The 25,734-nt window shown below is 69.0% G+C and carries 22 protein-coding genes; 9 read left to right on the forward strand and 13 right to left on the reverse strand.

Annotated features, from left to right (window positions below):
* Positions 1-30 precede the first annotated feature (30 nt).
* A complete protein-coding gene (locus DVR07_RS02220; protein WP_115795149.1) occupies positions 31-765 on the forward strand; it encodes a hypothetical protein in 735 nt (244 codons plus the stop codon).
* A gap of 7 nt (positions 766-772) precedes the next feature.
* Here the strand turns inward: DVR07_RS02220 and DVR07_RS02225 are convergent, their stop codons facing one another.
* The 8 genes from DVR07_RS02225 to DVR07_RS02260 all read right to left on the reverse strand — a co-directional run bounded on the left by DVR07_RS02225 (position 773) and on the right by DVR07_RS02260 (position 10,671).
* Positions 773-2,839, reverse strand: coding sequence for an AMP-binding protein (locus DVR07_RS02225; RefSeq protein WP_115795150.1), 2,067 nt, complete (start codon positions 2,837-2,839; stop codon positions 773-775).
* Between the two features lie 301 nt (positions 2,840-3,140).
* The gene (locus DVR07_RS02230) at positions 3,141-4,022 is read right to left on the reverse strand and encodes a hypothetical protein (protein WP_115795151.1); all 882 of its coding nucleotides are present in this window, start codon (positions 4,020-4,022) and stop codon (positions 3,141-3,143) included.
* A gap of 27 nt (positions 4,023-4,049) precedes the next feature.
* Positions 4,050-5,087 carry a CPBP family intramembrane glutamic endopeptidase gene (locus DVR07_RS02235; RefSeq protein WP_240147426.1) on the reverse strand — a complete coding sequence of 346 codons (1,038 nt, stop codon included), beginning with the start codon at positions 5,085-5,087 and terminating at the stop codon, positions 4,050-4,052.
* Positions 5,088-5,189: 102 nt separating this feature from the next.
* Complete coding sequence (locus DVR07_RS02240) at positions 5,190-5,753, reverse strand: type 1 glutamine amidotransferase domain-containing protein (protein WP_115795152.1); 564 nt, start codon at positions 5,751-5,753, stop codon at positions 5,190-5,192.
* A 210-nt stretch (positions 5,754-5,963) separates the two neighbouring features.
* A complete protein-coding gene (gene dnaJ, locus DVR07_RS02245) occupies positions 5,964-7,130 on the reverse strand; it encodes a molecular chaperone DnaJ (RefSeq protein WP_115795153.1) in 1,167 nt (388 codons plus the stop codon).
* A 158-nt stretch (positions 7,131-7,288) separates the two neighbouring features.
* Positions 7,289-9,202, reverse strand: a complete 1,914-nt coding sequence (dnaK, locus tag DVR07_RS02250; RefSeq protein ID WP_115795154.1) for a molecular chaperone DnaK — start codon at positions 9,200-9,202, stop codon at positions 7,289-7,291.
* Positions 9,203-9,415: 213 nt separating this feature from the next.
* Positions 9,416-10,081, reverse strand: a complete 666-nt coding sequence (locus DVR07_RS02255; RefSeq protein WP_115795155.1) for a nucleotide exchange factor GrpE — start codon at positions 10,079-10,081, stop codon at positions 9,416-9,418.
* A gap of 131 nt (positions 10,082-10,212) precedes the next feature.
* Positions 10,213-10,671, reverse strand: a complete 459-nt coding sequence (locus tag DVR07_RS02260) for a luciferase domain-containing protein (protein WP_115795156.1) — start codon at positions 10,669-10,671, stop codon at positions 10,213-10,215.
* 170 nt (positions 10,672-10,841) lie between these two features.
* Between DVR07_RS02260 and DVR07_RS02265 the strand changes: the two genes are divergently transcribed.
* Positions 10,842-12,242, forward strand: a complete 1,401-nt coding sequence (locus DVR07_RS02265) for a DEAD/DEAH box helicase (protein WP_115795157.1) — start codon at positions 10,842-10,844, stop codon at positions 12,240-12,242.
* Positions 12,243-12,284: 42 nt separating this feature from the next.
* Here the strand turns inward: DVR07_RS02265 and DVR07_RS02270 are convergent, their stop codons facing one another.
* On the reverse strand, positions 12,285-12,689 hold the full coding sequence (locus DVR07_RS02270) for a hypothetical protein (RefSeq protein ID WP_115795158.1): 405 nt from the start codon (positions 12,687-12,689) through the stop codon (positions 12,285-12,287).
* A 77-nt stretch (positions 12,690-12,766) separates the two neighbouring features.
* On the opposite strand from DVR07_RS02270, the gene DVR07_RS02275 reads away from it, so the two are divergent.
* Positions 12,767-14,299, forward strand: a complete 1,533-nt coding sequence (locus DVR07_RS02275) for a DUF790 family protein (RefSeq protein WP_115795159.1) — start codon at positions 12,767-12,769, stop codon at positions 14,297-14,299.
* A gap of 68 nt (positions 14,300-14,367) precedes the next feature.
* On the opposite strand, the gene DVR07_RS02280 is transcribed toward DVR07_RS02275, so the two are convergent.
* The 3 genes from DVR07_RS02280 to DVR07_RS02290 form a co-directional block, all read right to left on the reverse strand.
* On the reverse strand, positions 14,368-15,141 hold the full coding sequence (locus tag DVR07_RS02280) for a fumarylacetoacetate hydrolase family protein (RefSeq protein WP_115795160.1): 774 nt from the start codon (positions 15,139-15,141) through the stop codon (positions 14,368-14,370).
* A 94-nt stretch (positions 15,142-15,235) separates the two neighbouring features.
* The gene (locus DVR07_RS02285) at positions 15,236-16,534 is read right to left on the reverse strand and encodes an MFS transporter (protein WP_115795161.1); all 1,299 of its coding nucleotides are present in this window, start codon (positions 16,532-16,534) and stop codon (positions 15,236-15,238) included.
* A gap of 96 nt (positions 16,535-16,630) precedes the next feature.
* Positions 16,631-17,449 carry an aldo/keto reductase gene (locus tag DVR07_RS02290; RefSeq protein ID WP_115795162.1) on the reverse strand — a complete coding sequence of 273 codons (819 nt, stop codon included), beginning with the start codon at positions 17,447-17,449 and terminating at the stop codon, positions 16,631-16,633.
* Between the two features lie 168 nt (positions 17,450-17,617).
* On the opposite strand from DVR07_RS02290, the gene DVR07_RS02295 reads away from it, so the two are divergent.
* From DVR07_RS02295 to DVR07_RS02320, 6 genes are all read left to right on the forward strand, one after another.
* Positions 17,618-18,274 carry a hypothetical protein gene (locus DVR07_RS02295; protein ID WP_115795163.1) on the forward strand — a complete coding sequence of 219 codons (657 nt, stop codon included), beginning with the start codon at positions 17,618-17,620 and terminating at the stop codon, positions 18,272-18,274.
* 147 nt (positions 18,275-18,421) lie between these two features.
* Positions 18,422-19,324: an ABC transporter permease gene (locus tag DVR07_RS02300; protein ID WP_115795164.1), complete on the forward strand. Its 903-nt coding sequence runs from the start codon at positions 18,422-18,424 to the stop codon at positions 19,322-19,324.
* A 1-nt stretch (position 19,325) separates the two neighbouring features.
* A complete protein-coding gene (locus DVR07_RS02305) occupies positions 19,326-20,369 on the forward strand; it encodes an ABC transporter ATP-binding protein (protein WP_115795165.1) in 1,044 nt (347 codons plus the stop codon).
* Positions 20,366-21,445, forward strand: coding sequence for an oligopeptide/dipeptide ABC transporter ATP-binding protein (locus tag DVR07_RS02310; RefSeq protein WP_115795166.1), 1,080 nt, complete (start codon positions 20,366-20,368; stop codon positions 21,443-21,445). Before DVR07_RS02305 ends, DVR07_RS02310 begins: the two co-directional genes overlap by 4 nt.
* 106 nt (positions 21,446-21,551) lie before the next feature.
* A complete protein-coding gene (locus DVR07_RS02315; protein ID WP_162829402.1) occupies positions 21,552-22,553 on the forward strand; it encodes an ABC transporter permease in 1,002 nt (333 codons plus the stop codon).
* Between the two features lie 376 nt (positions 22,554-22,929).
* On the forward strand, positions 22,930-24,663 hold the full coding sequence (locus DVR07_RS02320; protein ID WP_162829403.1) for an ABC transporter substrate-binding protein: 1,734 nt from the start codon (positions 22,930-22,932) through the stop codon (positions 24,661-24,663).
* A 266-nt stretch (positions 24,664-24,929) separates the two neighbouring features.
* On the opposite strand, the gene DVR07_RS02325 is transcribed toward DVR07_RS02320, so the two are convergent.
* The gene (locus tag DVR07_RS02325; protein ID WP_115795169.1) at positions 24,930-25,661 is read right to left on the reverse strand and encodes a fumarylacetoacetate hydrolase family protein; all 732 of its coding nucleotides are present in this window, start codon (positions 25,659-25,661) and stop codon (positions 24,930-24,932) included.
* Positions 25,662-25,734 lie beyond the last annotated feature (73 nt).

Genomic DNA, 25,734 nt, shown 5'->3' on the forward strand with positions numbered 1-25,734 from the left:
ACTTTTCCCGTACCCCGCCTACGCCCGGCCATGGACGCACTCGGCGACCTCGTGACCCGCGGCAGACGGAGCGAGGACCCCGCACTGGTCGCGCCCCGCGAGAACCGGCGCTACGACTACCGGCGGTTCTGCAACACCGCGTGGAAGACCGGTAACTTCTGGCGCCGGCGAGGCGTCCACGCGGACGCCACCGTGGCGGTCGCCGACGACCTCGAACCCGAGGCCATCTTCGCGTTCCTCGGGGCCGCGCTGCTCGGCGCGCGGACCCGGTACGGGCTTTCGGAACCCGGTGACGACGGCGGGTCGGACGTCGACGCCCGCATCGTCGTCGCGCCTCACGACGAAGTCGGCGCCTACGCGGTCGCGCCGGGAAGCCAGCGGGTCGCCTACGGCGGGCCGCCCGACGACCCCGGAATCGCGCACTTCGAGCGCGACGTCTGGAGCGAGAACCCCGCGTTCCCGGAGACGCCGGTCGACCCAGAGACGGTCGGGCTGGTGACGGAACGCGACGAGCTCTCGCACGCCGACCTGCTCTCGGCGGCCCGCGAGGTCGCCGACGACTGGGGGCTCGACTCCGGCCACCGGGTGGCGGTCCGCGCGCCCCTTGCGGACCCCGGCACCGTCATCGCGGGCGTCGTCACCCCGCTGCTCGCGGGCGCGGCGATTCTGCTGCCCGACGCCGACGCTATCGGTGACTTCGCCGTCGTCGCGGAAGGAGACGACGCGCCCGAAGGCGAGGCCGTCCGCCCCGGCGACGTCGCCTGAGGTCGACCTACTGCGCCGCTTCGAGTTCGTCCAGCGCCTCGGGGTTCTCGATGGAGGACATGTCGCCGAGGTCCTCGCCGGTGTAGGTCGCCTCGATGGCCCGGCGGATGATCTTCCCGCTCTGGGTCTTCGGGAACTCGTCGACGAACAGTATCTCGCGGGGCTTGAACGGCTTGCCGAGCTCCTGACCGACCTGCTCGCGGAGCTCCTCGCGGAGCGCGTCGCTCACGTCGCGGCCCTCCTCCAGGATGACGTATGCGACCACGGCCTGGCCGGTGGTGTCGTCGGGGACGCCGACCGCGGCGGCCTGGTTGACGGCCTGGTGGTCGATGAGCGCGCCCTCGACCTCGGCGGGACCGACCTTCCGGCCCGCGACGTTGATGGCGTCGTCGGCCCGGCCGTGGAGGAACCAGAAGCCGTCCTCGTCCTTCTGGGCCCAATCGCCGTGGTCCCACAGCGGCGGATCCTCGAACGTCGACCAGTACTCCGCGAGGTATCGCTCGTCGCCCTCCCAGAGGCTCTTGGTCATCGAGGGACAGGAGTCCCGCGCCACGAGGAAGCCCCGCTCGTGGGTGTCGGCGATGGACTCGCCCTGCGAATTCACTATGTCGATGTCCATGCCGAGGCCCGGCCCGCCGAGCGTGCAGGGCTTGAGCGACTGGACGGGCATCGGCATCAGGAAGCAGCCCATGATCTCGGTGCCGCCCGAGATGTTGATGATGGGCGCCTCGCCCCCGCCGACCTTCTCGTGGAACCACAGCCAGCTCTCGGGGTCCCAGGGCTCGCCGGTCGACCCGAGCAGCCGGAGCGTCGAGAGGTCGTGCTTCTCGACGTGCTCGTCCCCGTACTTTCGCAGGGCGCGGATGGCCGTCGGCGAGATGCCGAACGTCGAGATGCCGTGGCGGTCGATCATCTCCCAGAACCGGTCGGGCTCGGGGTAGTCGGGCGCGCCCTCGTACATGAAGACGGTGCCGCCGAGCGCGTGGTTGCCGATGAGCGTCCACGGGCCCATCATCCACCCGATGTCGCTGACCCAGAAGAACCGGTCTTCCGGCTTGTGGTCGAAGCCGAAGTAGATCTCCTTGGCGGCCTGTACCAGCGCCCCGGCGTGGGTGTGGACGATGCCCTTCGGCTTGCCGGTGGTCCCCGAGGAGTACAGCAGCATCGACTCGTCGTTCGAGGCCATCGACCGCGTGTCGTACTCGTCGGACCGGGTCTCGACCGCCTCGCCCCACCACTCGTCGCGGTCGTCGTTCCACGGGATGTCGGGGGTGCCATCCTCGCTCCCCTCTCGAGTTCCGAACCGGTCGTAGACGATCGTGTGTTCGACGTATCCCGCCTGCTCGATGGCCTCGTCGGCGGTGCCCTTTAGCGACACCTCGTCGCCCCGCCGGTAGAAGCCGTCGGCGGTGAACAGCACCGAGCACTCGGGGTCCGCGATGCGGGTCGCGGTGGCATCGACGCCGAACCCGGAGAAGATGGGCACCGCGATGGCCCCGACCTTGAACGCGCCGTAGAGGATCGAGATGACCTCGGGCACCATCGGCATGTAGAGCCCGACCGTGTCGCCCGCCCCGACGCCGCGCTCCTCCAGCGCGTTGGCGACCTTGTTCGTCTGGCGGTGGAGCTCGTGGTAGGTTATCTCCCGGACCTCGCCGTCCTCGCCCTCCCAGATGCACGCGACCTTGTTGCGGGTCCCGCTGTTGACGGCTTTGCCGTCTGCTCGTTGCGTCTCCGACGCAACGGTGTCGGGCGCGGCGTGGCGGTCGACGACGTTGTGCGCGACGTTGAGCTCGCCGCCGGGGTACCACTCGGAGAACTGCGGTCCGTCGCTGTCGTCCCGGACTTCGTCGTAGTCCTCGTAGAAGTCGAGGCCGAGGTGGTCGACCAGTTCGTCCCAGAACCAGTCGACGCCGGACGCCTCGACCCCCTCGACCTCGGTGGTCGTCCGTTCGATGAGTTCGTCGTAGTCGTCGATGCCGTGCTCCTGCATAAACTGGTAGACGTTGGTCGACTCCACGAACTCCCGGCTCGGTTCGTGGACGATCTCGTCGACGTCTTCGAGCGTATCCATGGTCTCCTCCTGTTGGCAAATGTTGCGCGACTGGGTGAAGTAATTTGCTCAACGACCTTTTACTGCGTCCTCGCGAGCATCGCGAGCGAGGGCTCGGCCGAACTCGGTTCGGCCGGCGGTCGCGCCGGAAGACGAACCGCGTCTTCCGACCCTTGGCTCGCTCCGCCCGCCAAGACACCCCGAGCGGTGCTCCCTTGCAAGATGTCGACGAAAAGCCGTCGCTCCTTCCGTGCTCGCGGCTACGCCGCTCGCACTGGTCGTCGCTCGGCCTGCTCACTCGAGTTGCCTGTTCGCAGTACAACTACTCTTTCCGCGGCAGATGCTCGTCGAGCACTGCAGCCACCGCGTCCAGGTCGTCGACGTCCGCGGGGTCGCGCCGGACGTCGCGCAGCCCCCACGCCGACCAGCCGCCGTGGTGGAGCACCAGCGCGTCGTCGGTCAGCGAGTAGCTCTCGAACCTCGCCCACGGCCGGACGCGCTTGTGGACCGGCGTGCCGATCCGGACCCCGGCGTCGGCGACCGCGAACGTCCGCTCGGTGGTCACGCCGACGAGGCCCGCGCCCGCCGCGACGAGCAGGTGGAACACCCACCGGAGCGAGGGGCGTTCGAGCGCGACCGTCGCTGCGAGGCCGACCATCCCGCCGAGCATGAGCGCGCCGACCGCCCAGTGGACCCGTTTCCGGTCGCGGGCCGGACCGCGGGCGCTGAACTCGACGACCCGCGCCGACTCGGCCAGGACGGCCTTCGCGTGGCGGTTGTGCCCCGCGAAGACCAGGCCGGCGCCGACGAGGCAGCCGCCGAGCGCGCCGAGCAGCGAGAGCCAGACGACCGCCGTCGAGCCCGGACCGTCGCCGACGGCGAGCAGGACCCCGAGGTACGCGAGACCCGCCAGCGGCGCGAGCCACGACCACCGGGTGTCGCCGAGCCGGACCGCGATGGCTCGTCGACCGCCGACCCGCGCGCCGGCGGCCACGGCGACGACGCCGACGACGAGGAACGTGCCGAACAGGACCGGGGCGTCGGTCGTCGCGGCGAGCGCGACGCCGATGGTGGCAGCGGGCGCGGCCAGCGCGGCGGCGTACAGCCCGACGAGGAAGCCGAAGAACGAGTCGGTCCCGTCGGTCTCGGTCGACTCCTCCGCGGTCGCGCCGGTCGCGTCGCGGGAGTGGGTGTCGGTACTCACTGTCGCTTCGAAGTAATCTCAGCAGTCCTATAAGTGTTCGTCCCGCGCCCACTCGACGCCCAGTCCCTCGTGAACGCCGAACTCCAGCGCGTTCACGAGGTAGTGGGCGACCACCACGACCAGCAGGCTGCCCGAGAGCACGAACGCCGCCGCCAGCGCGAACCCGAGCAGGCCGGTGACCGCGACGCCGCCGGGCCCCTGCGCGCCGTGGCCGACCGCGAACGCGACCGTCGAGAGGACCGCGAGCAGCCACGGCGAGACGCCGAACCCCGCGGCGAACGCCCCGACCAGCGCCGCCCGGAACAGCAGCTCCTCGAAGCACGCGATGACGGGCAGGACCACGCCCAGCAGCACCAGCCAGCCGACGGCCGTGTCGGGTGCGAGCGACTCCCGGAGCCCCTCGGAGTACTCGACGCCCGCGGCGTCGACGACCGTCGCCGAGAGCTCGTTGGCGACGTACAGCGCGACGCCGACCGCTGCGCCCACCGCGACCGCCGGGAGGCCGACGCTCCAGGGGTTGGTCAGGTCGACGCCGAGCGCCGGCAGGGGGACGTTCGCCAGCCAGGCCGCGCCGACCACCGCCGCGCCGAACAGCCCCTGGCTGAACGCGACGTTGGCCAGCAGCGCGCCGGTCGAGAAGTGGAGTTCGTTGCGCTCCAGCCCCGGCCGGTGCTCCTGTTCGGCCGGCTCGCGACTACTCGTCCCTTCGCCGGGGGCGTCCTCTCGACCCGCCACGTCACCGGCCTCCGACTCGTTCTCGCCCCAGGGCGCGTCGTCGCGGTCCGCGTCGTCCCACGGGACTCCGTTCTCGCCGTCTCGGTCGTCGTCCAGAACCCGGCGCTCGATTCGCTCTGCCCGCGTCCCGCCGACGTCGCGGTGGCGCTCGATGCGGGCCGCGCCGGTCTCCGGGACGGCGCTCTCCCGGTCGTCGGGGCCGTCCTCGTCGGCTGCGCCGTCGTCGTCCCCCGCGAACATCGCCTCGGAGGCCCGCGCGAGGAGGATGAGCAGTCCGAGGACGAGCAGGGTGACGGCGGCGAACGACTCGTACATCGGGGCTGGCGGCATCGGTCGGGAGTAGGAACCCCGACGCCAAAAAGCTCGGCTCCGCCGTCCCGGGATTCGATACGTCCGCGACCCGCGGCGTGCCGGGAATTTCGCAGTACGGGGTTACTCGGCTTCGGCGGCGAACGTCTCGACGACGGCGTCGGTGAACGCCGGGATGTCGTCGGGCTTGCGGCTGGTCACGAGTTCCTCGTCGGTGACGACTTCCTCGTCGACCCACTCCCCGCCGGCGTTGCGGACGTCGGTCTGCAGGCTGGGGAAGGAGGTGAGGGTCCGGTCCTCGACGACGTCGGCCTCCACCAGCAGCCAGGGGCCGTGGCAGATGACGCCGAGCGGGCGGTCTGCCTCGACGTGGTCGCGCACGAAGCTCACGGCCTCCTCCTGCAGCCGGAGTCGGTCGGCGCCCACGGTGCCGCCGGGGACGAGCAGCGCGTCGTAGTCGTCGACCGAGACGTCCGAGAGCGTCGCGTCGACCGCGACCGTCTCGCCCGATTCGAGGTCGTTGTTGACCAGTTGGGCCTCGCCGTTCTCGGTGCTGAGCACGTCGACGGTGGCTCCGGCGTCGGCGACGGCCTGCCTGGGCTCGGTGCACTCGACTTCCTCGGTGCCCTCGGGCGCGACGAGTATCGCGACGGTCACGCCGTCGAGGGGCTGGGCTGATTCGCTCATTCGGGTCGAAGTTGGGGGCCAGCTACGGATAAGGCGACGGGCCGAGTCGCGAGTCGGACTCACACACCTCTCACAAGCAGTCCTACCGCGAGCGAGGGCGAAGCCCGAGCGAGCGGCTCTTTTTTGGTCCAGATTTTTTCGAGGAGAGGTGCCCGCAGGACGCGACCGGAGGGAGCGTCCGAGGACACCCGACGAAGAAAAAAGGTGGTCTCAGAATGAGTTCTTGATCTTCTCGAAGAACCCCTCGTCGACGCTGACCTCCTCGCCGCCGGCTTCCGCGAACTGCTCGAGGGCCTCCTTCTGCTCCTGGTTCAGGTCCGAGGGCGTCACGACCTGCACCTGCACGTAGAGGTCGCCCTGGCCGCGCCGGCGGAGGCGGGGCATCCCCTTGCCCTGGAGCCGGAACGTCTCGCCGCTCTGGGTGCCCGCGGGAACGTCCATCTCGACGGTGCCGTCGAGCGTCGCGATTTCGACGGTGTCGCCGAACGTCGCCTGCGGGAACGAGATGGGCTCCTGGAGGTGGAGGTCGTCGCCGTCGCGCTCGAAGTCGGGGTGGTCCTCGACCTCGACCTCGATGAGCAGGTCGCCGTTCGGCCCGCCGTTGGGGCCGGGCGCGCCCTCGCCCTCCATCTGGAGGCTCTGGCCCGACTGGATGCCCGCCGGCACCTCGACCGAGAGGGTGGCCTCCCGGGTGACCGTGCCGTCGCCGCCGCAGGTCGAGCACGTCTCGGCGTAGATCTCGCCCTCGCCGCCGCAGCGCCGGCAGGTCTGGGTCTGCTGGACCCGGCCGAGCGGCGTCTGCTGGACCTGGGTGACCTGGCCGCGGCCGTTGCACTCCCGGCAGGTGTGCGACTCGGTGCCCGGCGGGTGGCCCTCGCCGTCGCAGTCGTCGCACCGCTCGGGCCGGCGGACGCTGACCTGCTTCTGGACGCCCTCGTAGGCGTCCTCGAGGTCGATGGTCAGCCGCGTCCGGAGGTCCTGGCCCTGCTGGGGCCGGTTGGACTGGCGGCCGCTTCCGCCGCCGAAGAACTGCTCGAAGATGTCGCCCATGCCGCCGCCCATCCCGCCACCGCCGGCGCCGCCGAACGGACCGCCGCCCATGCCGCCGCGGCCGGCGCCGCCCGCGCCGCCGTCGAAGCCGCCGCGCTTCTCGGCCTGCTCGAAGCGGTCGTGGCCCATCTGGTCGTACGCCTGGCGCTTCTCCTCGTCGGTCAGCACCTCCTTTGCCTTCTTGACCTTCTTGAACTTCTCCTCGGCGTCCGGGTCGTCGCTGACGTCGGGGTGGTACTCGGTGGCCTTCTCGCGGTAGGCCGCCTTGATCTCCTCCTCGTCGGCGTCTCTGCTCACGCCGAGCACGTCGTAGAAGTCCTCGCTCATTCGTTGTGAGTCGGTAAAAGTCGGAGTTACTTCAAGGGTCCGTTGCCGCGCGAGCGCTCAGGCGTCCGAACGGTCGGCGTTTCCGGTCGCCGCGGTTACTCGTCGCCGTCGTCGACTCCGTCAGAGGGAAGCTCTGACGAGCAGACGACTCGTCGTCCCTACTGGTCCTCCTCGTCGTCGACGTCCTCGAAGTCGGCGTCGACGTACTCGTCGTCGCCGGCGCCGCCGGCACCTGCGCCGCCCGGACCGCCCTGGCCGCCCATGCCGCCCGGACCGGCGCCCGCCGCGCCGCCGGGACCAGCGCCGGCGCCGCCCGCGCCGGCCTGGGCCTGCTGCTGGTACATCTGCTTGCCGATCTCCTGGAGCTCCTCGCTCAGGCTCTCGGTGGCGTCCTCGAGGTCGTCCTTCGTGGCGTCCTCGTCCCCGAGGACCTCCTGGACGCTGTCGATCTCGGCCTCGATGTCGGCCTTCAGGTCGTCGTCGATCTCCTCCTCGTTCTCGTCGAGGAGCGTCTCGGCGCGCTGGACCGCGCTCTCGGCCTCGTTGCGGGCCTCGATGCGCTCGCGGCGCTGCTGGTCCTCCTCGGCGTGCTGCTCGGCCTCCTCCTGCATCTCCTCGATCTGCTCGTCGGAGAGCCCGGCGCCGCCCTCGATGGTGATCTCCTCCTGGTTGCCCGAGCCCTGGTCCTCGGCGGAGACGTTGACGATGCCGTTCTCGTCGATGTTGAACGACACCTCGATCTGCGGGGTACCGGCCGGCGCGGGCGGGATGCCGGTCAGCTGGAACTCGCCGAGCAGCTCGTTCTCCTCGGCGATCTCGCGCTCGCCCTGGAACACCCGGACCTGCACCGAGGTCTGGTTGTCGGCGGCGGTGGTGAACACCTTCGACTCCTCGGTCGGGATGGTGGTGTTCTTGTCGATGAGCCGCTCGAACAGGCCGCCCTTGACCTCGATGCCGAGCGAGAGGGGCGTCACGTCGAGCAGCACGATGTCGTCGACGTCGCCCGAGAGGACCCCGCCCTGGATGGCCGCGCCGAGCGCGACCGCCTCGTCGGGGTTGACGTTCTTCTTGGGCTCCTGGCCGGTCATCTCCTCGACCTGCTCCTGGACCTGGGGCATCCGGGTCGAGCCGCCGACCAGAATGACCTCGTCGATGTCGGACTTGGAGTAGCCGGCGTCATCGAGCGCCTGCTCGGTCGGGCCGACCGTCCGCTCGATGAGGTCGGAGGTGAGGCTCTCGAACTTCGCGCGGGTCAGGCTCTCCTCGAGGTGGACCGGCCCCTCGTCGGTCGCCGTGATGAACGGGAGGTTGACGTCGGTCTCCTTCCGGGAGGAGAGCTCGATCTTGGCCTCCTCGGCGGCGTCCTTCAGGCGCTGGAGGGCCTGGCGGTCGTCGCGGAGGTCGATGTTGTGCTGGTTCTGGAACTCGTCGGCGAGGTAGTCGATGATGGCCTGGTCCCAGTCGTCGCCGCCGAGGTCGTTGTCGCCGTTCGTCGCGACGACCTCGTAGACGCCGCCGCCGAGGTCGAGGATGGAGACGTCGAAGGTGCCACCGCCGAGGTCGTAGACGAGGACGGTCTGGTCGGACTCGTCGTCGAGGCCGTAGGCCATCGACGCCGCGGTCGGCTCGTTGACAATGCGCTCGACCTCGAAGCCGGCGATCTCGCCGGCGTCCTTGGTCGCCTGGCGCTGCTTGTCGTTGAAGTACGCGGGGACCGTGATGACCGCCTTCTCGACGTCGTCGCCGAGGTACTCCTCGGCGTCGCGCTTGATCTTCTGGAGGATCATCGCCGAGATCTGCTCGGGGGTGTACTCCTCCCCGTCGATCTCGACGGTGTAGTCGTCCTCACCCATGTGGCGCTTGATGGACTGGATGGTGCGCTCGGGGTTCTGGACCGCCTGATTCTTCGCGGGCTTGCCGACGAGGCGCTCGCCGTCGTCGAAGGCGACGACCGAGGGCGTGGTTCGCTCGCCCTCGCTGTTGACGATGATCTCCGGGTCGCCGCCCTCCATGACCGCGAACGCGCTGTTCGTGGTACCGAGGTCGATGCCCAGAATCTTGTTACTCGCCATCTTGTTCGATACGTTGCGGGTTCTTCCGTTTAAGCCTTGCTAGTCTCGGCGTACGGCCGCGCTGAGCTATCGGCTCGCCGTCTTTCGGTTTTGGCGCCCACCTGTGTCCGAGAATGACATACTTATATATCCGACCGCAATTCCACTCCACTTCGCGACACGTCGAGCCCGACGAACCTGACCGGGATTCGCTCCGCCCGTCCTCTTGCGAGCCTACTCGTCGCCCTGGCTGACCGTCACCTGCGCCGCCCGCAGGACCTTCCCGCCCATCTCGTAGCCGGGCTGGTAGACGTCGGCGACGGTGCCCTCCGGCTGGTCGCTCTCGACCTGCATCATCACCTCGTGGCGCTGTGGGTCGGTCTCGGCGCCGGGCTCGGGGGCGATCTCCTCGACGTTCTCGTCCTCGAACGCGCGGTCGAGCTCCTTCAGGGTCATCTCGACGCCCTCCTTGAGGCTCTCGACGTCGTCGTGGTCGTCCTCGATGGCGCGCACGAGGTTGTCCCGGACGTCCAGCAGGTTCTCCACCAGGTCCTCGGTTGCGGTCTCCTCGAGCTGCTCCTGGCGCTTCTTCGCGCGCTTCTTGTAGTTCTGGAAGTCCGCCCGCTCGCGCTTGAGCTTGGATTCGAGCTCGTCGGCGCGCTCGCTGGCCGCCTCGCGCTCGGCCTCGACGTCGGCGAGGTGGTCCTCGAGGTCCTCGGCGAGCGACTCGTCCTCGATGGCGACCTCGGCGACGAGCTTGGTGCTGGTCGGGCCGAGCGCGTCCGCCCGGGCCTGCGCCTCGGCCGCGGAGTCGGCGTCGGCGTCCTCCTCTGCCTCGTGCTCCTCGTCGGCTCCGTCGGCGTCCTCCCGCACCTGCTCGGTGACTTCCTCGTCGGTCATACGCGGTACAAATGGTTGGGCGCGTTTAAGGATTCAGAAAGCGGGCGGGGCGCCGCCGCGGTCGGTCAGTCGGGGCGGTCCCGGACAGGGGCTGCTGCGGGTCTGCCGACCGCGTTGCGACGGCTCGTCGGTCAGGACTCCATCACGCCGCGGCGCTCGAACGCGGCCCGCACCCCGTCGCTGATGCCCAGGTCCTCGAGCTCCTCGGCCACGTCGATCTCGTCGAACATCTCGGCGCCCTTCGGCGTCTTCTTGAGGTTGTTGACGTGGTAGAGGTACGAGACCCGGAGCAGCCAGGTCGCCCGGTCGACGTCCTCGTCGTCCTCGACGTACATGGTCGTCCACCCCGACTCGGGGACGACGTGGTGTTCTTCGGTCTTGCCCTCCTCGATGAGGGTGTCGCGCAGGCGCTCGGTGAAGGGCACGTCCACGATGCCCCATCGGTGGACGTGGCCCACCTCGCGCGGGCCCAGCGTGAACTCCCGGCCCTCGAAGCGGTGCTCGTTGGTGTTGACGTGGGGCCACGCGGCGACCTCCTCGATGACGCGGTCGACGAGTCGCGCCGCCCGCCGTTTGTCCTGGTCCCCCATGGTTTCGTACGTGGCTTCGCCGCCCGGCAACTTAATCTGCCTGCCCGCCGGCCGGGAGTCGGGCGCGAGCGCGGAGCGTGCCCTGGCGCACGACTCCGCGGGGCGCCCGACTCCGGCGGGTCCGACGACCGACCGCTTAAGGCGACCCAGCCCCGAGAATCGACCGAACCGTGCCCCACGCGACGCTCACCTTCGAGGAGGGGACAATCCGGGTCGAGACCGACCCCGACGCCGATCTCGATCTGCCCCACGCCGCGGCCGACGCCCGGTCGAAGACCCGCCGGGCGCCCGCCTTCCGGTACGCCGCCCTCCGCGACGCGCTGGCCCGGCAGGGCGCCGACCTCGAGGATTCGGTCCTCGACGCGCCCGACCTCCCCGACGTGGCCTCCACCTACGAGCTCCGCGGGTACCAGCGCGACGCCCTCTCGGCGTGGGAGGACGCCGGCCGGCGGGGCGTCCCCGCGAGCGACGCGAGCGGGGGCTCACAGCGGCGAAGCCGTTGGGGCGTCCTCGAGCTCCCGACCGGCAGCGGCAAGACCGTCATCGGACTGAAGGCCATCGAGTCGCTCCAGACCGCGACCCTCGTGGTCGTCCCGACCATCGACCTGCTGGAGCAGTGGCGCCGCGAACTCGAGGCGGAGTTCGGCGTCCCGGTCGGCCAGTTGGGCGGCGGCGAGCAGAACGTCGAAGCCATCACCGTCTCGACCTACGACTCGGCGTACCTGCGCGCCGACGAACTCGGCGACCGGTTCGGGCTGGCCATCTTCGACGAGGTCCACCACCTCGGCGGCGAAGGGTACCGGGACATCGCCCGGTTGCTGGCCGCGCCCGCCCGGATGGGACTGACCGCCACCTTCGAGCGCCCGGACGGCGCTCACGAGGTGGTCGCGGACCTCGTCGGCGGGAAGGCGTACGCCATCGACCCCGAGGAACTGGCGGGCGAGCACCTCGCGCCCTACGACGTCAAACGCGTCGAGGTCGAACTCACCGACGCCGAGCGCGAGCGCTACGAGGCCGCCAACGAGGTGTTCACGAACTACCTCGCCCGGTCGGACATCCGGATGCGGAGCGGCAGCGACTACCAGGAACTGGTCAAGCGCTCGGGCTCGGACCCCGAGGCCCGCGAGGCGCTGCTCGCCAAGCAGCGCGCCCGCGAGGTGATGATGAACAGCGACGCGAAGGTCGACGCCCTCGAATCGATTCTCGACGACCACCGCGACGACCGCGTCATCGTCTTCACCGCGCACAACGACCTGGTCTACCGGCTCTCGGAGCGGTTCCTCCTGCCCGCCGTCACCCACCAGACCGGGGCGGCCGAGCGCCGCGAGATTCTGGAGCGGTTCCGCGAGGGCGACTACTCCCGGGTCGTCACCTCGAACGTGCTCGACGAGGGCGTGGACGTCCCCGACGCCAACGTCGCCGTGGTGCTGTCGGGCAGCGGCAGCGAGCGGGAGTTCACCCAGCGGCTCGGCCGCATCCTCCGGCCGAAGGACGACGGCCGGCCCGCGCTGCTGTACGAGGTCGTCAGCGCCGAGACCGCCGAGGAGCGGGTGGCCGAGCGCAGGCGGTAAGGAGGGGAGACTGCGGTGCGGAGCGCCGGCGGACCCCGCGACTCAGGGCCGGAAGTCGATGTCGATCGAGCCCTGCTCGCGGAACTGTTCGTACGGGATGTCGAACTCGATCTCGACGGTCTTGCTCTCGCCGGCCGGGACGGTCACGTCCCGGGACTCGCGGCTCGCCACGGTCCCGTCGTCGTCGGTCTCGTTCCCACTGCTCGGCTCGGCGGCGGTCACGGTCACGTAGAGGTCGCCGGTTCCCGCCTCGGTCCCGGTGTTCTCGATGGTTACCGTGACGACGAGGTCGCCCGACTCGCTCTCCCGCCGGTCGAACGACGTCTGGGAGAGCGACGCCGCGGACTTCGACTCGTCGTCGCCACCGCCCGCACAGCCTGCGAGCGAGCCGACGCCCGCCGCGGCACCGAGGGCCGCACAGTTCCGGAGCACGTCACGCCTGCGCATAGCCGAGGGTCCGAGGCCATCGGGATGAGTCTTCTGTCTTCCGACGGTTTTTGTACGCGCCGCCCCTCTCTCCGGCCATGCTGACCAAGGACCTGCTGCGGGTCTCGCGGGCCGGCGGAGGCTACCGCCCCCGGTTCGCGGGCCGGGAGCACCGGCCGCTGGCCGCCAGGGTCCTCGGCACCTACCAGGGCCACGTCGGCGAGCCCCGCGCGGACCTCGACGCCGCGCTGAAGGACCTCGAAGCCGACGCCGACCACTTCAAGCTGGTCCGGGGGTTCGCCAAGCTGCTCGACCGCGAGGCCGCCTTCGAGACCGAGGCCGCGGTCGACCCCGAGCGCGCCCGCCGGACCGCGTTCGAGGCGGCCGAAGCAGTGGGGGTCGTCACCGAGGCCGAGCGCGACGCCGCCCTCCGGGAAGCGAGCGACCGGCTCGGCGCCGGTCCGGACGCGGTGGCCGACGCGCTGTACGCCGACCTCGACGAGCGGCAGGTCATGGGCCGATTCGACGCGCGGTGGGACCCCGACCAGCTTCTGGCCCAGTATAACCTCTCGCTGGCCCAGACCGCCCTGTTCGATGCGACCGAGGTCCGGGTCCGGACCGCCGACCCGCGGGCGCTCGTCTCGGCGGTCAAGCGCCTCCGGCTGATGTACGAGATCCGAAAGACCGGGGGCGGGAGCGGACCCGAGCGCCGGGTCTCGGACCGGGAGATCGTCGTCACCGGACCCGACGCCCTCTTCCGGTCGACCCGGCGGTACGGCACCCGGTTCGCGCGCCTCCTCCGGACCGTCGCGAAGGCCGACGCCTGGACGCTTACGGCGACCGTCGACGACTACGGCACCGAGCGCACCCTCTCGCTCTCGGACGACGACCCCGTCCGCGTGCCGGGCACCGAACCGGTCGCGGACGTGACCTTCGACAGCGGCGTCGAGGCCGACTTCGCCGCCCGGTTCGAGTCGCTCGACCTCGACTGGGCGCTGACCCGCGAGCCGGAACCCCTCGAGACCGGCGCGCGGGTGATGATTCCGGACTTCGCCTTCGACTACTCGCACGCCGACTTCCGGGTCTTCTTCGAGATTATGGGGTTCTGGACGCCAGAGTACGTCGAGAAGAAGCTCTCGCAACTGGAGGCCGTCGAAGACGTCGAACTGCTGGTGGCGGTCGACGAGAGCCTGGGCGTCGGCGAGGACGTCGAGGCCCGCGACCACCGCGCGATTCCCTACTCCGGAACTATCCGGCTCAAGGACGTCCGCGACGCGCTCCGGCGCTACGAGGACGACCTGGTCGCCGCGAGCGCGGCCGACCTGCCCGGCGAGCTGGTCCCGGAGGCGGACGTCATCTCGCTCGAAGCCCTCGCGGCCGAACACGGCGTCAGCGAGGACGCCGTCGCGGACAAGCCGTTCCCCGACCACGAGCGCGTGGGCCGGACGCTGGTGCGGCCCGGTGTGCTCGCTGAACTCGACGATCGGATCGAGTCCGGGACGGCCTACTCGGCGGTCGAGGAACTCCTGAGCGAGTACGGCATCGACGACGCGAGCGCACTGCTGTCCGAACTGGGGTACGCCGTCGAGTGGGAGGGGCTGAGCGGCGGGACCGTCCGGCGCAAGGGCTGAGCGGCGCTGTCGTCACTCGTCTGCCCGTCGAGGGGGCTTTCGTGAATGGTGGGGTCTACGGCCCGTAGCTACTGGTCGGGCATGAAGTCGTGGTCGACGTCGCCGGTGAACTCCCTGGCGACGAACTCGTTGCGGAGCGTGCCCACCCCTTCGATCTCGACCTCGACGGTGTCGCCGTCGCTTATCGGCCCGACGCCGGACGTGGTGCCCGTCGCGATGACGTCGCCGCGTTCGAGCGTCATCAGCTCGGTGATCTCCTCGATAAGCTCCGGGACGGAGAAGATCAGGTTGTCGACGGTCGATTCCTGCTGGACCGCCCCGTTCTTCCGCAGTTCGATGGCGGCGTCGTCGGGTACCCGGTCGGGGGACGCGACGACCGGGCCGATCGGCGCGGCGTTGTCGAACGACTTCCCGCGGATCCAGTTCTGCTCCTCGCGCTGGTCGTCTCGGTTCGAGAGGTCGTTGACGCAGGTGTACCCCGCGATGACGTCGTCGGCTCGGTCGGCCGAGACGTTCCGGCACTGCTCGCCGATGACGACGCCCAGTTCGGCCTCGTGGTCGATGCGCTCCTTGTCCTCCGGGAGCGCGATGGTATCGCCGTGGGCCGCGAGCGCGTTCGGCGCCTTGAGGAACAGCAACGGTCGGTCCGGAATCTCCGAGTCGGTCTCCTCGGCGTGGTCGCTGTAGTTCAGTCCGATACAGACGATCTTGCTCGGCTCGACCGGCGGGAGCACCGTCACCTCGTCGAGGCCGTACCGTCGGTTCGCGAACACCGCTTCCCCCTCGTCCCATTCCCCGAGACGGACCGAACCGGCCGGGTCTCGGAATCGAACGTGTTGCATGCCAACAGCCCCCACTACTGACCGGGCCAAAAAGATTTGCCCGCAGTCGCGGCTCAGCCGGACGCTTGGAGGGCACCACTCGACAGCGACCGGTTCAGTCGGTGTCCGCGACGGTCGGCGCCCGCTTGGCGTAGACACGTTCGTTCAACAGCAACGCGATCGGAACGGCGGACGCGAGGACGACCCCGGCGAGCACGGCGAACGCGACGCGGAGGCCGACGATCTCGGCCACGTACCCGACCGCCGGGGGCGAAATCGACGCCGCAACGAGCGCCCCGGTCCAGAGGTAGCCGAAGGTCCGCCCCTCGCGCTCGGGCGGGGTGATGTCGCTGACCAGGGCGTCCCGCGCCGGGTTCTGGCTGAACAGGCTCGCGCCGAGAACCGCGAAGACGACGAACAGTCCGACGGGCGAGAGGGGCAACGCGGAGAGGACCGCCAGCGCGACCGTCGCGACGAGGAGGTAGCCGATGACTATCTTCCGACGATCGAACCGATCGGCGAGCACGCCGGTGCCCAGTTGGGCCAGCCCGGCGACGACCAGTAGCGACGAGTAGTAGAAACTGGCGGTGGACTCGGGCGCGAGCGTCGTCCCGAACGCCGAGACGCTGAACCCGTATATCGACGCGACGAACTCGGGGAGGAAGACGGTGACGCCGTTGGCGGCCATGATCTGGACTGCGAAGTAGGCGAAGATGGCGATCATCGGGTACCGGTACGCGCGGCTGTCTCCGCCGGTCCGGGCCTCCGCGGACGCGTCGGGATCGGCGTCCACCGGCCTGGTCTCGAAGGAGCCGAGAACGACGAAGAGGGCGGCCGTGAAGGCGAGCGCGAGCCCGCCGAACAGCCCGAGGATGGCGGTCCACGGCAGGACGACGAGCAGGACGCCGACCGCCGCCGGGGCCAGCGCGTCGCCGAACTTGGACGCGCTCCCCCACATTCCGAGGACTCGCCCCTTGTCGGCCGCGTTCACGTTCACCGTGATGAGCGGGTATCCCGACGGGTGCACCGTGCTCGACCCGAATCCGGCGACGAGCATGGCCGCCAGCATCGCCAGGAGGCGACCGTCCGCGTCGTATCCGAGGACGGCGACTCCGACGCCGAGCGGGGTGACGGTCGGGACCGTCGCGAGGATCAGCACGCCGACGCCCATCACGCCCAGGCCAGCCGAGAGCAGGTACCGCCGGTCGTACCTGTCGGAGAGGACGCCCATCGGCGCCTGTCCGAGCGCGGAGCCGAACGAGTGGGCGCCGAGGAGCAGGCCGAGCTGCCAGAGCGGGTAGCCGAACGCCGCCGCCCAGACCGGGATCAGCGGCGGGAAGACGCGCTTCAACAGGTGGTCCACGCCGTGGACACCGCTGACGACGAACGCGAACAGCAGTTCCCGGCGGTTCATGGGAGCACCCGTCAGTGCCGCCGACCCGGGGCCGGGGCGATGCGTCCCGTCCGGACCCGTCCGGAGACCGGGCGACCCGACCGGGTCGGCCGACCGTCACCAGTCCGGGGCATAGGGATTGTCGTACTGGCGCTCCTCGCGGTCGATCGAGTCGATTCTGTCGACGTCCCCGTCGTCGAGTTCGAGGTCGCGCGACCCCCAGTTGTCGCGGATGTGTTCGCCGCCCGTGGCCTTGGGGATGGCCGCGACGCCCTTCTCGCGCAGCCACGCGAGGCTGACCTGCGCCTCGCTGACGCCGTGCTTCTCGCCGATCTCGCGGAGCTCCGGCACCTCGAACACCCGACCGTTCCCGAGCGGGGCGTAGGCGACCAGGTCCATCCCGTGCCGGTCGCAGTACTCCCGCAGCGCCTCCTGCTGGAGGAGCGGGTGCATCTCGGCCTGGACCGCGGAGACGGGCACGTCCGAGGTCTCGCGGGCCTCGTCGACGAGCTCGGGCGTCATGTTGCACACGCCGAGGCGGTCGAACGCCCCCTCCTCGTGGAGGCGCGCGCAAGCCGCGAAGGTGTCCTCGGGGTCGTAGTCGCCGCCCGGCCAGTGGACGCCGTAGAAGAGCTCGACCGAGTCGACGTCGAGGCGGTCGAGGCAGCCCCGGCCGCTCTCGACGATGCCCTCGGTCGAGTAGTCGTCGGTGAACTTCGGGTGCAGGACCTTCGTGGCGAGCACGACGTCTTCTCGCGACACCTCGCTCGTCGCCACTCCGTTCCCGACCGCCTCCTCGTTGCCGTAGGCCTCCGCGGTGTCGACGTGTCGGTACCCCGCTGCCAGGGCGGTCCGGACGCTCTCGGCGCACCGGTCTGGATCGTCGTTCCGGTACGTGCCGAGCCCGAGCGTCGGTATCTCCGGTCGGGTCGCCATAGCCACGTCAATAGATAACAATTGCCAAAAGCGTTTCCCCGTCGGGGAACCGGCGCGGCGACCGACAGCGCTCGCGACGCGTCAGGTCGTCAACCGATAGCCGGTTCCCGGTCACCGGTGTTGCTCGCGGTGGATTTATGTCCGTGCGGGCCGGCTAGGGTCTGTGGGATGTCAACAAGCAACTCGCTATTCGCAGCGAGCGTCCTGACCGTCGTCGACGAGACCGCGACGACGACCGGGGAGTTCGAGGACGCGGTGGGGGAGTACGCGACCGAGTTCGAGGGGTGCGACGCCGACGGCCTGGCAGCCGCGGTCCGGCGCCGGGTCGACGACGAGGAAGTGGCCGAGCAGTTCGCGGCGCTCGGTGCGGCGGACCCGCGGACCGTCGCCGAGCTGTGTGCCCTCGCCGATCGCGTGGAGGCGACGGAGGACGAGGAGTGGCTACAGCTGCTCCCTCCGTTGCGGCTGTTCCGGGACGACGACGTCAGGGCCGAGGGCGCTCCCGATCCGTTCGTTCCGGTGCCGGCCGACCACCTCCCGAAGCTGACGCGGGTGTACTCGCCGTCGGTGGTCTACGCCTGGCTCGACGACTCGCGGAGCTGCGAGCTGGCCCGGCGCGACCTCGAGGAGGTCTTCGCGGAGCCCCGGGAAGTGATGCCGTTCGCCGTCTACGGCCCGGCCCACCGGGAGTTCCTCGAGCGGGAGTACGACCTCACCGCGGGACCGGCGCTGCTGTTCGTGCGCGACGGAACGGTCGAGGCGCGACTGTACGGCGCCCACGGCACCGCCACGGTCGAGGCGGAGCTGGAGCGCCACTGCGCATGAACGCCACCGCGGAGAACCGGCGTCTCACGCGAGGAAGCCGGTCGCGAAGTCAAAATCTTTATCCCGGTTGGAGTATGTGAACATGCACCATATCATGACCGTCGACGGAGAGGCCGAGTACTGCGTGCCGGCGTCGTGGGGGATGCGATGAGCGTCGCCGAACAGTTCGAAGCGTACCGGGAGAGCGACCTCGTGGTCATCGCCCGGCGGACGCTTCGGAACCTCCTCTCGGAGCGGATCACCCAGTTCGCGTTCGCGGTCCTGGTCGGGATCCTGATTCTCGGCGTCGTCGGACCGATGATCGCCCCGTACCAGTACAACGAACAGCAGACGACCGCCGACGGGGAGCTGATGCGGTACGAACCGCCGTCGCTCGACCATCCGCTCGGCACCAACGACCGGGGGGAGGACGTGCTCTCGCGGCTCCTGATCGGCGCGCGGACGACGCTGATCACGGGGCTGCTCGCGGGCGGGCTGATGATGACCGTCGGGCTGTCGGTGGGGATGACCGCCGGGTACGTCGGGGGGAAGACCGAGAGCTTCCTCATGCGACTGGTCGACTTCATGTACGGCATCCCGTTCATCCCGTTCGCCATCGTGCTCATCACGTTCTTCGGGGCGGGCTTCTACACCACGATCGCGATCCTCGGGCTCGTCCTCTGGCGGTTCATCGCCCGGGTGATCCGTTCGCAGGTGCTCCAGATCAAGCAGCGGCCGTACATCATGGCCGCGCGGGCCTCCGGCGCGAGCACTCTGTGGATAATGCGCAAGCACATCCTGCCGAACATCGCGAACATGGCGGCGCTGTTCTTCGCGATGGGGGTCGGGCTGGCGATACTCGAGCAGGCCGGCCTCTCGTTCATCGGCGTGACCGACCCGTTCACGCCGACGTGGGGCATCATGATCCGTAACGCCAACCAGGCGGGCCGGGTCGCCGACGCCTGGTGGTGGTCGTTCCCGCCGGGCATCATGATCGCGCTGACCGTCCTCTCGCTGTACCTCCTCGGACGGGGCTACGAGGGCGGCGGCGACGACGAGGTGGTGGTCTGACGTGTCCGACCCGATACTCGCGTTCGAGGACGTCGACATCCGCTACCGGACCGACGGGCCCGACGACGTCCACGCGGTCAACGCCGCCTCGTTCTCGATCGAGGAACACGACTACTTCGGGCTGGTCGGCGAGAGCGGCTGCGGAAAGAGCACCATCGCCGACGCCATCGTCGGCGGCCTCGACGACAACGGCGAGGTCGCCTCGGGGACGATCCGGTACAAGGGCGAGCCGATCCAGGACTACTCCGAGTCGGAGTTCAACAAGAACATCCGCTGGAAGGAGATCTCGGTGATCCCCCAGTCGTCGATGAACAGCCTCGACCCCGTGATGAAGCTGAGCGAGCAAGCAGTCGAGATGGCGAAGTACCACACCGACCTCACGACGCCCGAGGCGCTCGACCGGCTCCGCGAACTGTTCGACGTCGTCGGGCTGTCGGAGTCCCGGATCGACGACTACCCCCACCAGTTCTCGGGCGGGATGCAGCAGCGCGCGATCATCGCGTTCGCGCTGTTCCTCCGGCCCAGCCTGATCATCGCGGACGAGCCGACGACGGCGCTCGACGTCATCATGCAGGACCAGATCATGGACCACATCAACGGCCTGAAGGACGACTGGAACGTCAGCATGCTGCTCATCACCCACGACATCTCGCTGGTGTTCGAGAACTGCGACTCGATGGCGGTCATGCACGGCGGCCAGATCGCCGAGACGGGCACCGTCGAGGACGTGTTCGACCGCCCGCGGCACCCGTACGCGATCCTCCTCCAGAACGCGTTCCCCGACGTGCGGTACCCGGACCGCGAGCTGGCCGTGATAGACGGCCACCCGCCCCAACTGCGCGACGAGGTGGACTTCTGCACGTTCGTCGACCGGTGCCCGTGGGCCGTGTCCGCCTGCCGCGAAGGGGCGCCCCCGGCGAACCCCGTCGCCGGCGACGAGGACCACCTCGCGTGGTGCGTCCGGGCCGACGAGATGTCGGAGCTGGCAGGCGAGTACCTCGACCGCTCGACCGAGTCGACGAGCATCCTGGAGGGGGAGGGATGAGCGACGACGAACCGGTCTTTGAGCTGCGGTCGCTGGAGAAGTACTTCGACACGACCTCGGGGCTGGTCGAGACGATCAGGAACCGGCTCGCCGGCGGGGGACCGCGCCTGGTGCGGGCGGTCGATGACGTCGACCTGACGCTGCAGGAGAACCAGGTCCAGGGCGTGATCGGCGAGAGCGGCTGCGGGAAGACGACCCTGCTCCGGACCCTCATCGGGCTCTACGAGCCGACCGGCGGCGAACTGCGGTTCCACGGCCGACCGACCTCGGAGTTCACCAAGAGCGACTGGAAGGAGTTCCGCCAGCAGGTCCAGATCGTCTTCCAGGACCCCTTCAACTCTCTTGACCCGAAGTTTAGCGTGCGCCGCACCCTGGCCGAGCCCCTGCAGATCCACGGCATCGACTACGACCGCACCGACATCGAGGAGATGCTCGAGACCGTCGGACTGACGCCGGCGGACCAGTACATCCGGCAGTTCCCGAACCAGCTCTCCGGGGGGGAGAAACAGCGCGTCGCCATCGCGCGGGCGCTGATCACCGAGCCCGACGTGATCCTGGCCGACGAGCCGGCGTCGATGCTCGACGTGTCGACGCAGGCCGAGATCCTGAACCTCCTGAACGAGCTGACCGACGAGTTCGGCGTGTCGATGGTGTACATCTCTCACGACCTGTCGACGGTGTCGTACATCTGCGACCGGATCAACGTGATGTACCTCGGTCGAATCGTCGAGAAGGCGCCGACCCGTGAGCTGCTCGCGGACCCCAAACACCCCTACACCCAGGCTCTGATCCGCTCCATCCCGATTCCGGATCCCCACTACGAGCGCGAGCAGGCGACCATCGGCGGCGAGCCGGGCGATCCGATAGACATGCCGGAGGGATGTCGGTTCAAGAACCGCTGCCCCGAGCGGATGGACGTCTGCGACCGGACGCCCCTCGACGTCGCGCCCGACGGCGACGAGACCCGTTCGGTCGCCTGCCACCTCTACTACGACCACGAGGAGGAGGCCGAGCCCGAGATGATCGAACGACCGAGCGACGACCCCCATCCGAGCAGTGCGGAGGACACGGTATGATCAGAGACGCGTCACACCCGCCGGGCGGCAGCGAGACGGATCGGACGCCGAACGACGGCTCGCCGCCCGCCGGTGGGACGGCGTCGCCGCGGGGAGGTGAGCGCCCGTGAGCCGCCTGCGGTACTTCGCCCGACGCACGGCGGTGACGGCGGTGCTCATCTTCCTCGTCGCGACCGCGCTGTTCCTGTTCTTCCGGTTCATGCCGGGCGACTACACCTCGCTGCTGGTACAGCAGGGGATGGACCCCGAGCAGGTCGAGGCGCTGGAGCGCAAGTGGGGCCTTGCCGCGCCGCTGCACGTCCAGTACGTCCGCTACATCGTGAACCTCATGACCGCGGACGTCGGTCAGTCGTTCCGCTACGGGGAGCCCGTCTGGGACCTGGTCTGGCCCCGGATCCTCAACTCGTTCGTGCTGGTCGCGCCCGCCATCACGGCGACGTACATCATCGGCGGTATCCTCGGCGCGATCATGGGCTGGCGCCGCGGCGGGTACTTCGAGAAGACCGGGATCATCAGCGTCTCGGTGTTCCACTCCATCCCCGACTTCTTCCTGGGCATCATCCTGATCGCAGTGTTCTCCTCGTCGCTTGGCATCTTCCCGACGTCGGGGATGCTCTCGGCGCCGACGATGATCATGATCGAGGACCAGCCGTACTGGCACCGGTTCCTGCTGCCGGAGTTCTGGATGCACTACGCGCTCCCGTTCGCGACGGTGACGCTGTACTTCATGCAGTACCCCGCGCTGATCATGCGCAACAGCGTCGTCGAGGTGAGCGACCAGGAGTTCCTCCACTACCACCGGCTGAAGGGGCTCCCGCAGTCGAAGCTCCTGCGGAAGATCATCCGCCACGCCTCCCTGCCCGTCGTCACGCTCTACCCCATCTCGCTTGCGGCCTCCATCAGCGGGCTGGTTCTGATCGAGATCGTGTTCAACTGGCCCGGCATCGGCTCGCTGCTGGTCAGTTCGGTCCTGGCGCGGGACTTCCCGGTCATCCAGTTCGTGTTCCTCGTCGCCGCCGTCTGGGTCATCCTGGGGAACTTCCTCGTCGACCTGCTCTACGGGGTGCTCGACCCCCGCGTCTCCGTCGGAGAGGGCGAAGCCGAGTAGACCGGCCCTACCCGGACCCGGCGCCGAATCGGGGGACCCGATTCGACACCCGGAGCGATGCCGTGCGACGCCGCAGTTCGTCAGCGTCGGGTCCGGGACGGACAGAACGCTCCGAACGTCCGACCGCCTCCCCTCGGCGTGGCCGGCGGAGCGACGGATCGCTCCTGTCGAGATGCGTCACATCATCTATAACTTACATAGAATCGCGATACGATTTATCGGAATCGGAGAAATTAAGCGTCGATACATGTTCAATGTCACCGGTATTCTTTTAATATCCTGAGTAGATGTGTGGTCCATGCCAACAGATGGCAAGCAAGAGGGGGTTGACAGGAGGAGAGTCCTGCAAGTAATCGGCGCCGCGTCGGCCGCCGGTTTGGCCGGGTGCACCGGCGGGGGACAGCAGGAGACGACGACCGACGGCGGGGGGCAAGAGACGGGGACGACGACCGACGGCGGAGGGGGTGGCGGTCTGGGCGAGCGCGTACCGACCCTGACGTTCCAGTACTGGTCCGATCAGGGGCCGCCGACGGTCCTGTTCGAGGAGACCATCTCGAACATCCAGTCGGTCGCCTCGGATCTCGGCATCCAGATCGAGACCCAGCCGATGACGACGGCCCAGGGGATCACCGCGGTCGGCGACGACGTGCGGGAGTTCCACGTCGCGGTCAACAGCCACGGTCCCGACCCCGGGAGGCTCGACCCCAACAATCTGCTGCAGTCGTACAGCATCGGCCGCGCGGGCGCGAACGGGGAGTACAATCCCTCGAACTACGCGAACACGCAGTTCTCGGAGCTGGCCAACCAGCAGGAGAGTATCGGCGTCCCCGAGGAGCGCCGACAGGTCGTCGGCGAGGCGATGAGCATCTACTCGGAGGACATGCCGTTCATCCCGACGATAGAGCGGCCGACGACGGCCGCGATCAACACGGACATGGTCCAGCCCATCGAGGCCGGTGGCGCGGGGCTGTCCGCGGTCAACTGGGCCGCGCTGGTCGAGAGCGGCGCTCAGACTCAGCAAGGGACGGACACCATCCTGGGGAACCTCCCCGGCGAGTTCCTCACCAGCAGTTTCTACCCGACCGTCGGCGACACCGACTCGCTGGGGCTGTACACCCAACTGACGCACTCGCCGCTGATGTTGTACAACTCCGACTACGAACGGGTGCCCGTGCTGGCCGATGGGCTCGGGGAGGTTTCCGACGACGGAACGGAGGTCACGTTCACCCTGCGGGACGCGACCTTCCACAACGGTGACCCGGTGACGCCCGAAGACGTCAAGTGGACCTACGAGTTCCTGGCCGCTCAGTATCACGAGGGCAACTACCAGTGGACCGCACTCCCCGCGGAGCTGACCGTCGAGGTCGTCGACGACAGCACGGTCAAGTTCGTCACGCCGGAGCCGTCGCCGACGCTGGTGACGGCCCAGTTGCCGACGTTCGGCGTGTTGCCCCGGGACCCCTACGTCGAGGCCGGTATCGAGGAGAACCCGACCGACTTCGACGACCCGATGATCGGCGCCGGTCCCTACCAGATCACGCAGTACAACAATCAGGAGAACATCGCACTGGAGCCCCACGACGGGAATCCCCAGTTCGAAGTCCAATCGCCGATGATCCTGTCGATATACGACAGCGTCTCCGCGGTACGCCGGGCGTTCGAGAACGGCGAACTCAGCATCGCGGTGACGCTGACGCCCGACGCCGGCCGCCAGATATCGAACAGCATGGGCGACACTGCCCAGATCGTCAACGGAGCGGCGTTCCTCCCGTTCGGGATGATGCCCCAGATGTCGTACGCGCCGGGGATGTTCCGGGAGTTCCGCCAGGCGCTGTCGTACGCAGTCGACCGGCAGGGCCTCAACGACACCTACGCGTTCGGCGAGTCCGACGAGGTCGTCTACGGCACGTTCAACTCCCAGCAACACCCGTGGTACGACGAGGACAACCTCACCAAGGTCGGCAAAGAGACCCGCGACGTGGAGGCCGCACGCCAGGCCCTCTCGGAGGCCGGTTGGGGATGGGACGACCAGGGCAGGCTCCACTACCCGTCGGGTGCCGACCTGGAGGCCTGGCCGGAGGGCGAGACGCCCAATCCCGAGAACTTCTGAGGGGTAACTCTCTTCTCCATTACTTCCCGTCGAAACATCTGAAACCTCTCTACCGGCGGGTGTCCGGGACGGTCGACCGAGAGTGGGTCGCTGACCGGCCGCTACGGTCGCTCCGGGATTCAGTCCCCGCAGTCTTCGGTTCGCGTAGCGCTTCGACGGGAACGCCCGCGGAGAAACAGCTCCGAGCGATTCGGTCGCCGGAGCGCTGCGCTTCGCCGCGGGACCGTTCGGTCGAAACCGACGACGTGGCGCCGCCCCGACGCGAGTCAGTCGAAACGGACCTCGTTCCGGAGGGTACCGACTCCGTCGACCTCGATCTCCACGCTGTCACCCTCCTCCAGCCGACCGATGCCTTCCGGGGTCCCCGTGGCGATTACGTCGTCGGGTTCGAGCGTCACCAGCTTCGTTATCTCTTCGATGAGTTCCGCCACCGGGAAAATCATCTTGTCGGTCGTGGCCTCCTGTCTGACCTCTCCGTTCACCCGCGACTGAACCGTCGGGTTCTCTGGCAGTTCGTCCGGCGTCGCAACCACCGGGCCGATCGGCGCGGCGTTGTCGAAGGCCTTCCCGCGGATCCAGTTCTGCTCCTTCCGCTGGTCCTCGCGGTTCGAGAGGTCGTTGACGCACGTGTACCCCCGTATCACGCTATCGGCGTCCGACGCCGAGACGTTCCGGCACTGCTCGCCGATGACGACGCCTAACTCGGCCTCGTAGTCGATGCGTTCTTTGTCCGCCGGAAGCGTGACCGTGTCGCCGTGTCCGGCGAGCGTGTTCGGCCCCTTCAGGAACAGGAGCGGCCGGTCGGGGACCTCCGAATCGGTCTCCGCGGCGTGCTCGGCGTAGTTCCGCCCGATGCAGACGATCTTCGACGGTTCCACCGGCGGGAGCAGTCGGACCTCGTCGAGGTCGTACGTCCGCCCGGCGAAGGCGACGCCGTCGCCGGTCCACTCACCGCGCCGTTCGCTTCCGGCCGGATCGAGAAATCTCACCTGCTTCATACCTACTCTCGACGTCGACCGATTCGGCAAAGTATCTTCTCTATAATTATGATTCGGCGATTCCTTGTACGAA

The sequence above is a fragment of the Halorussus rarus genome (genome assembly GCF_003369835.1).
Taxonomy (GTDB): Archaea; Halobacteriota; Halobacteria; order Halobacteriales; family Haladaptataceae; genus Halorussus; species Halorussus rarus.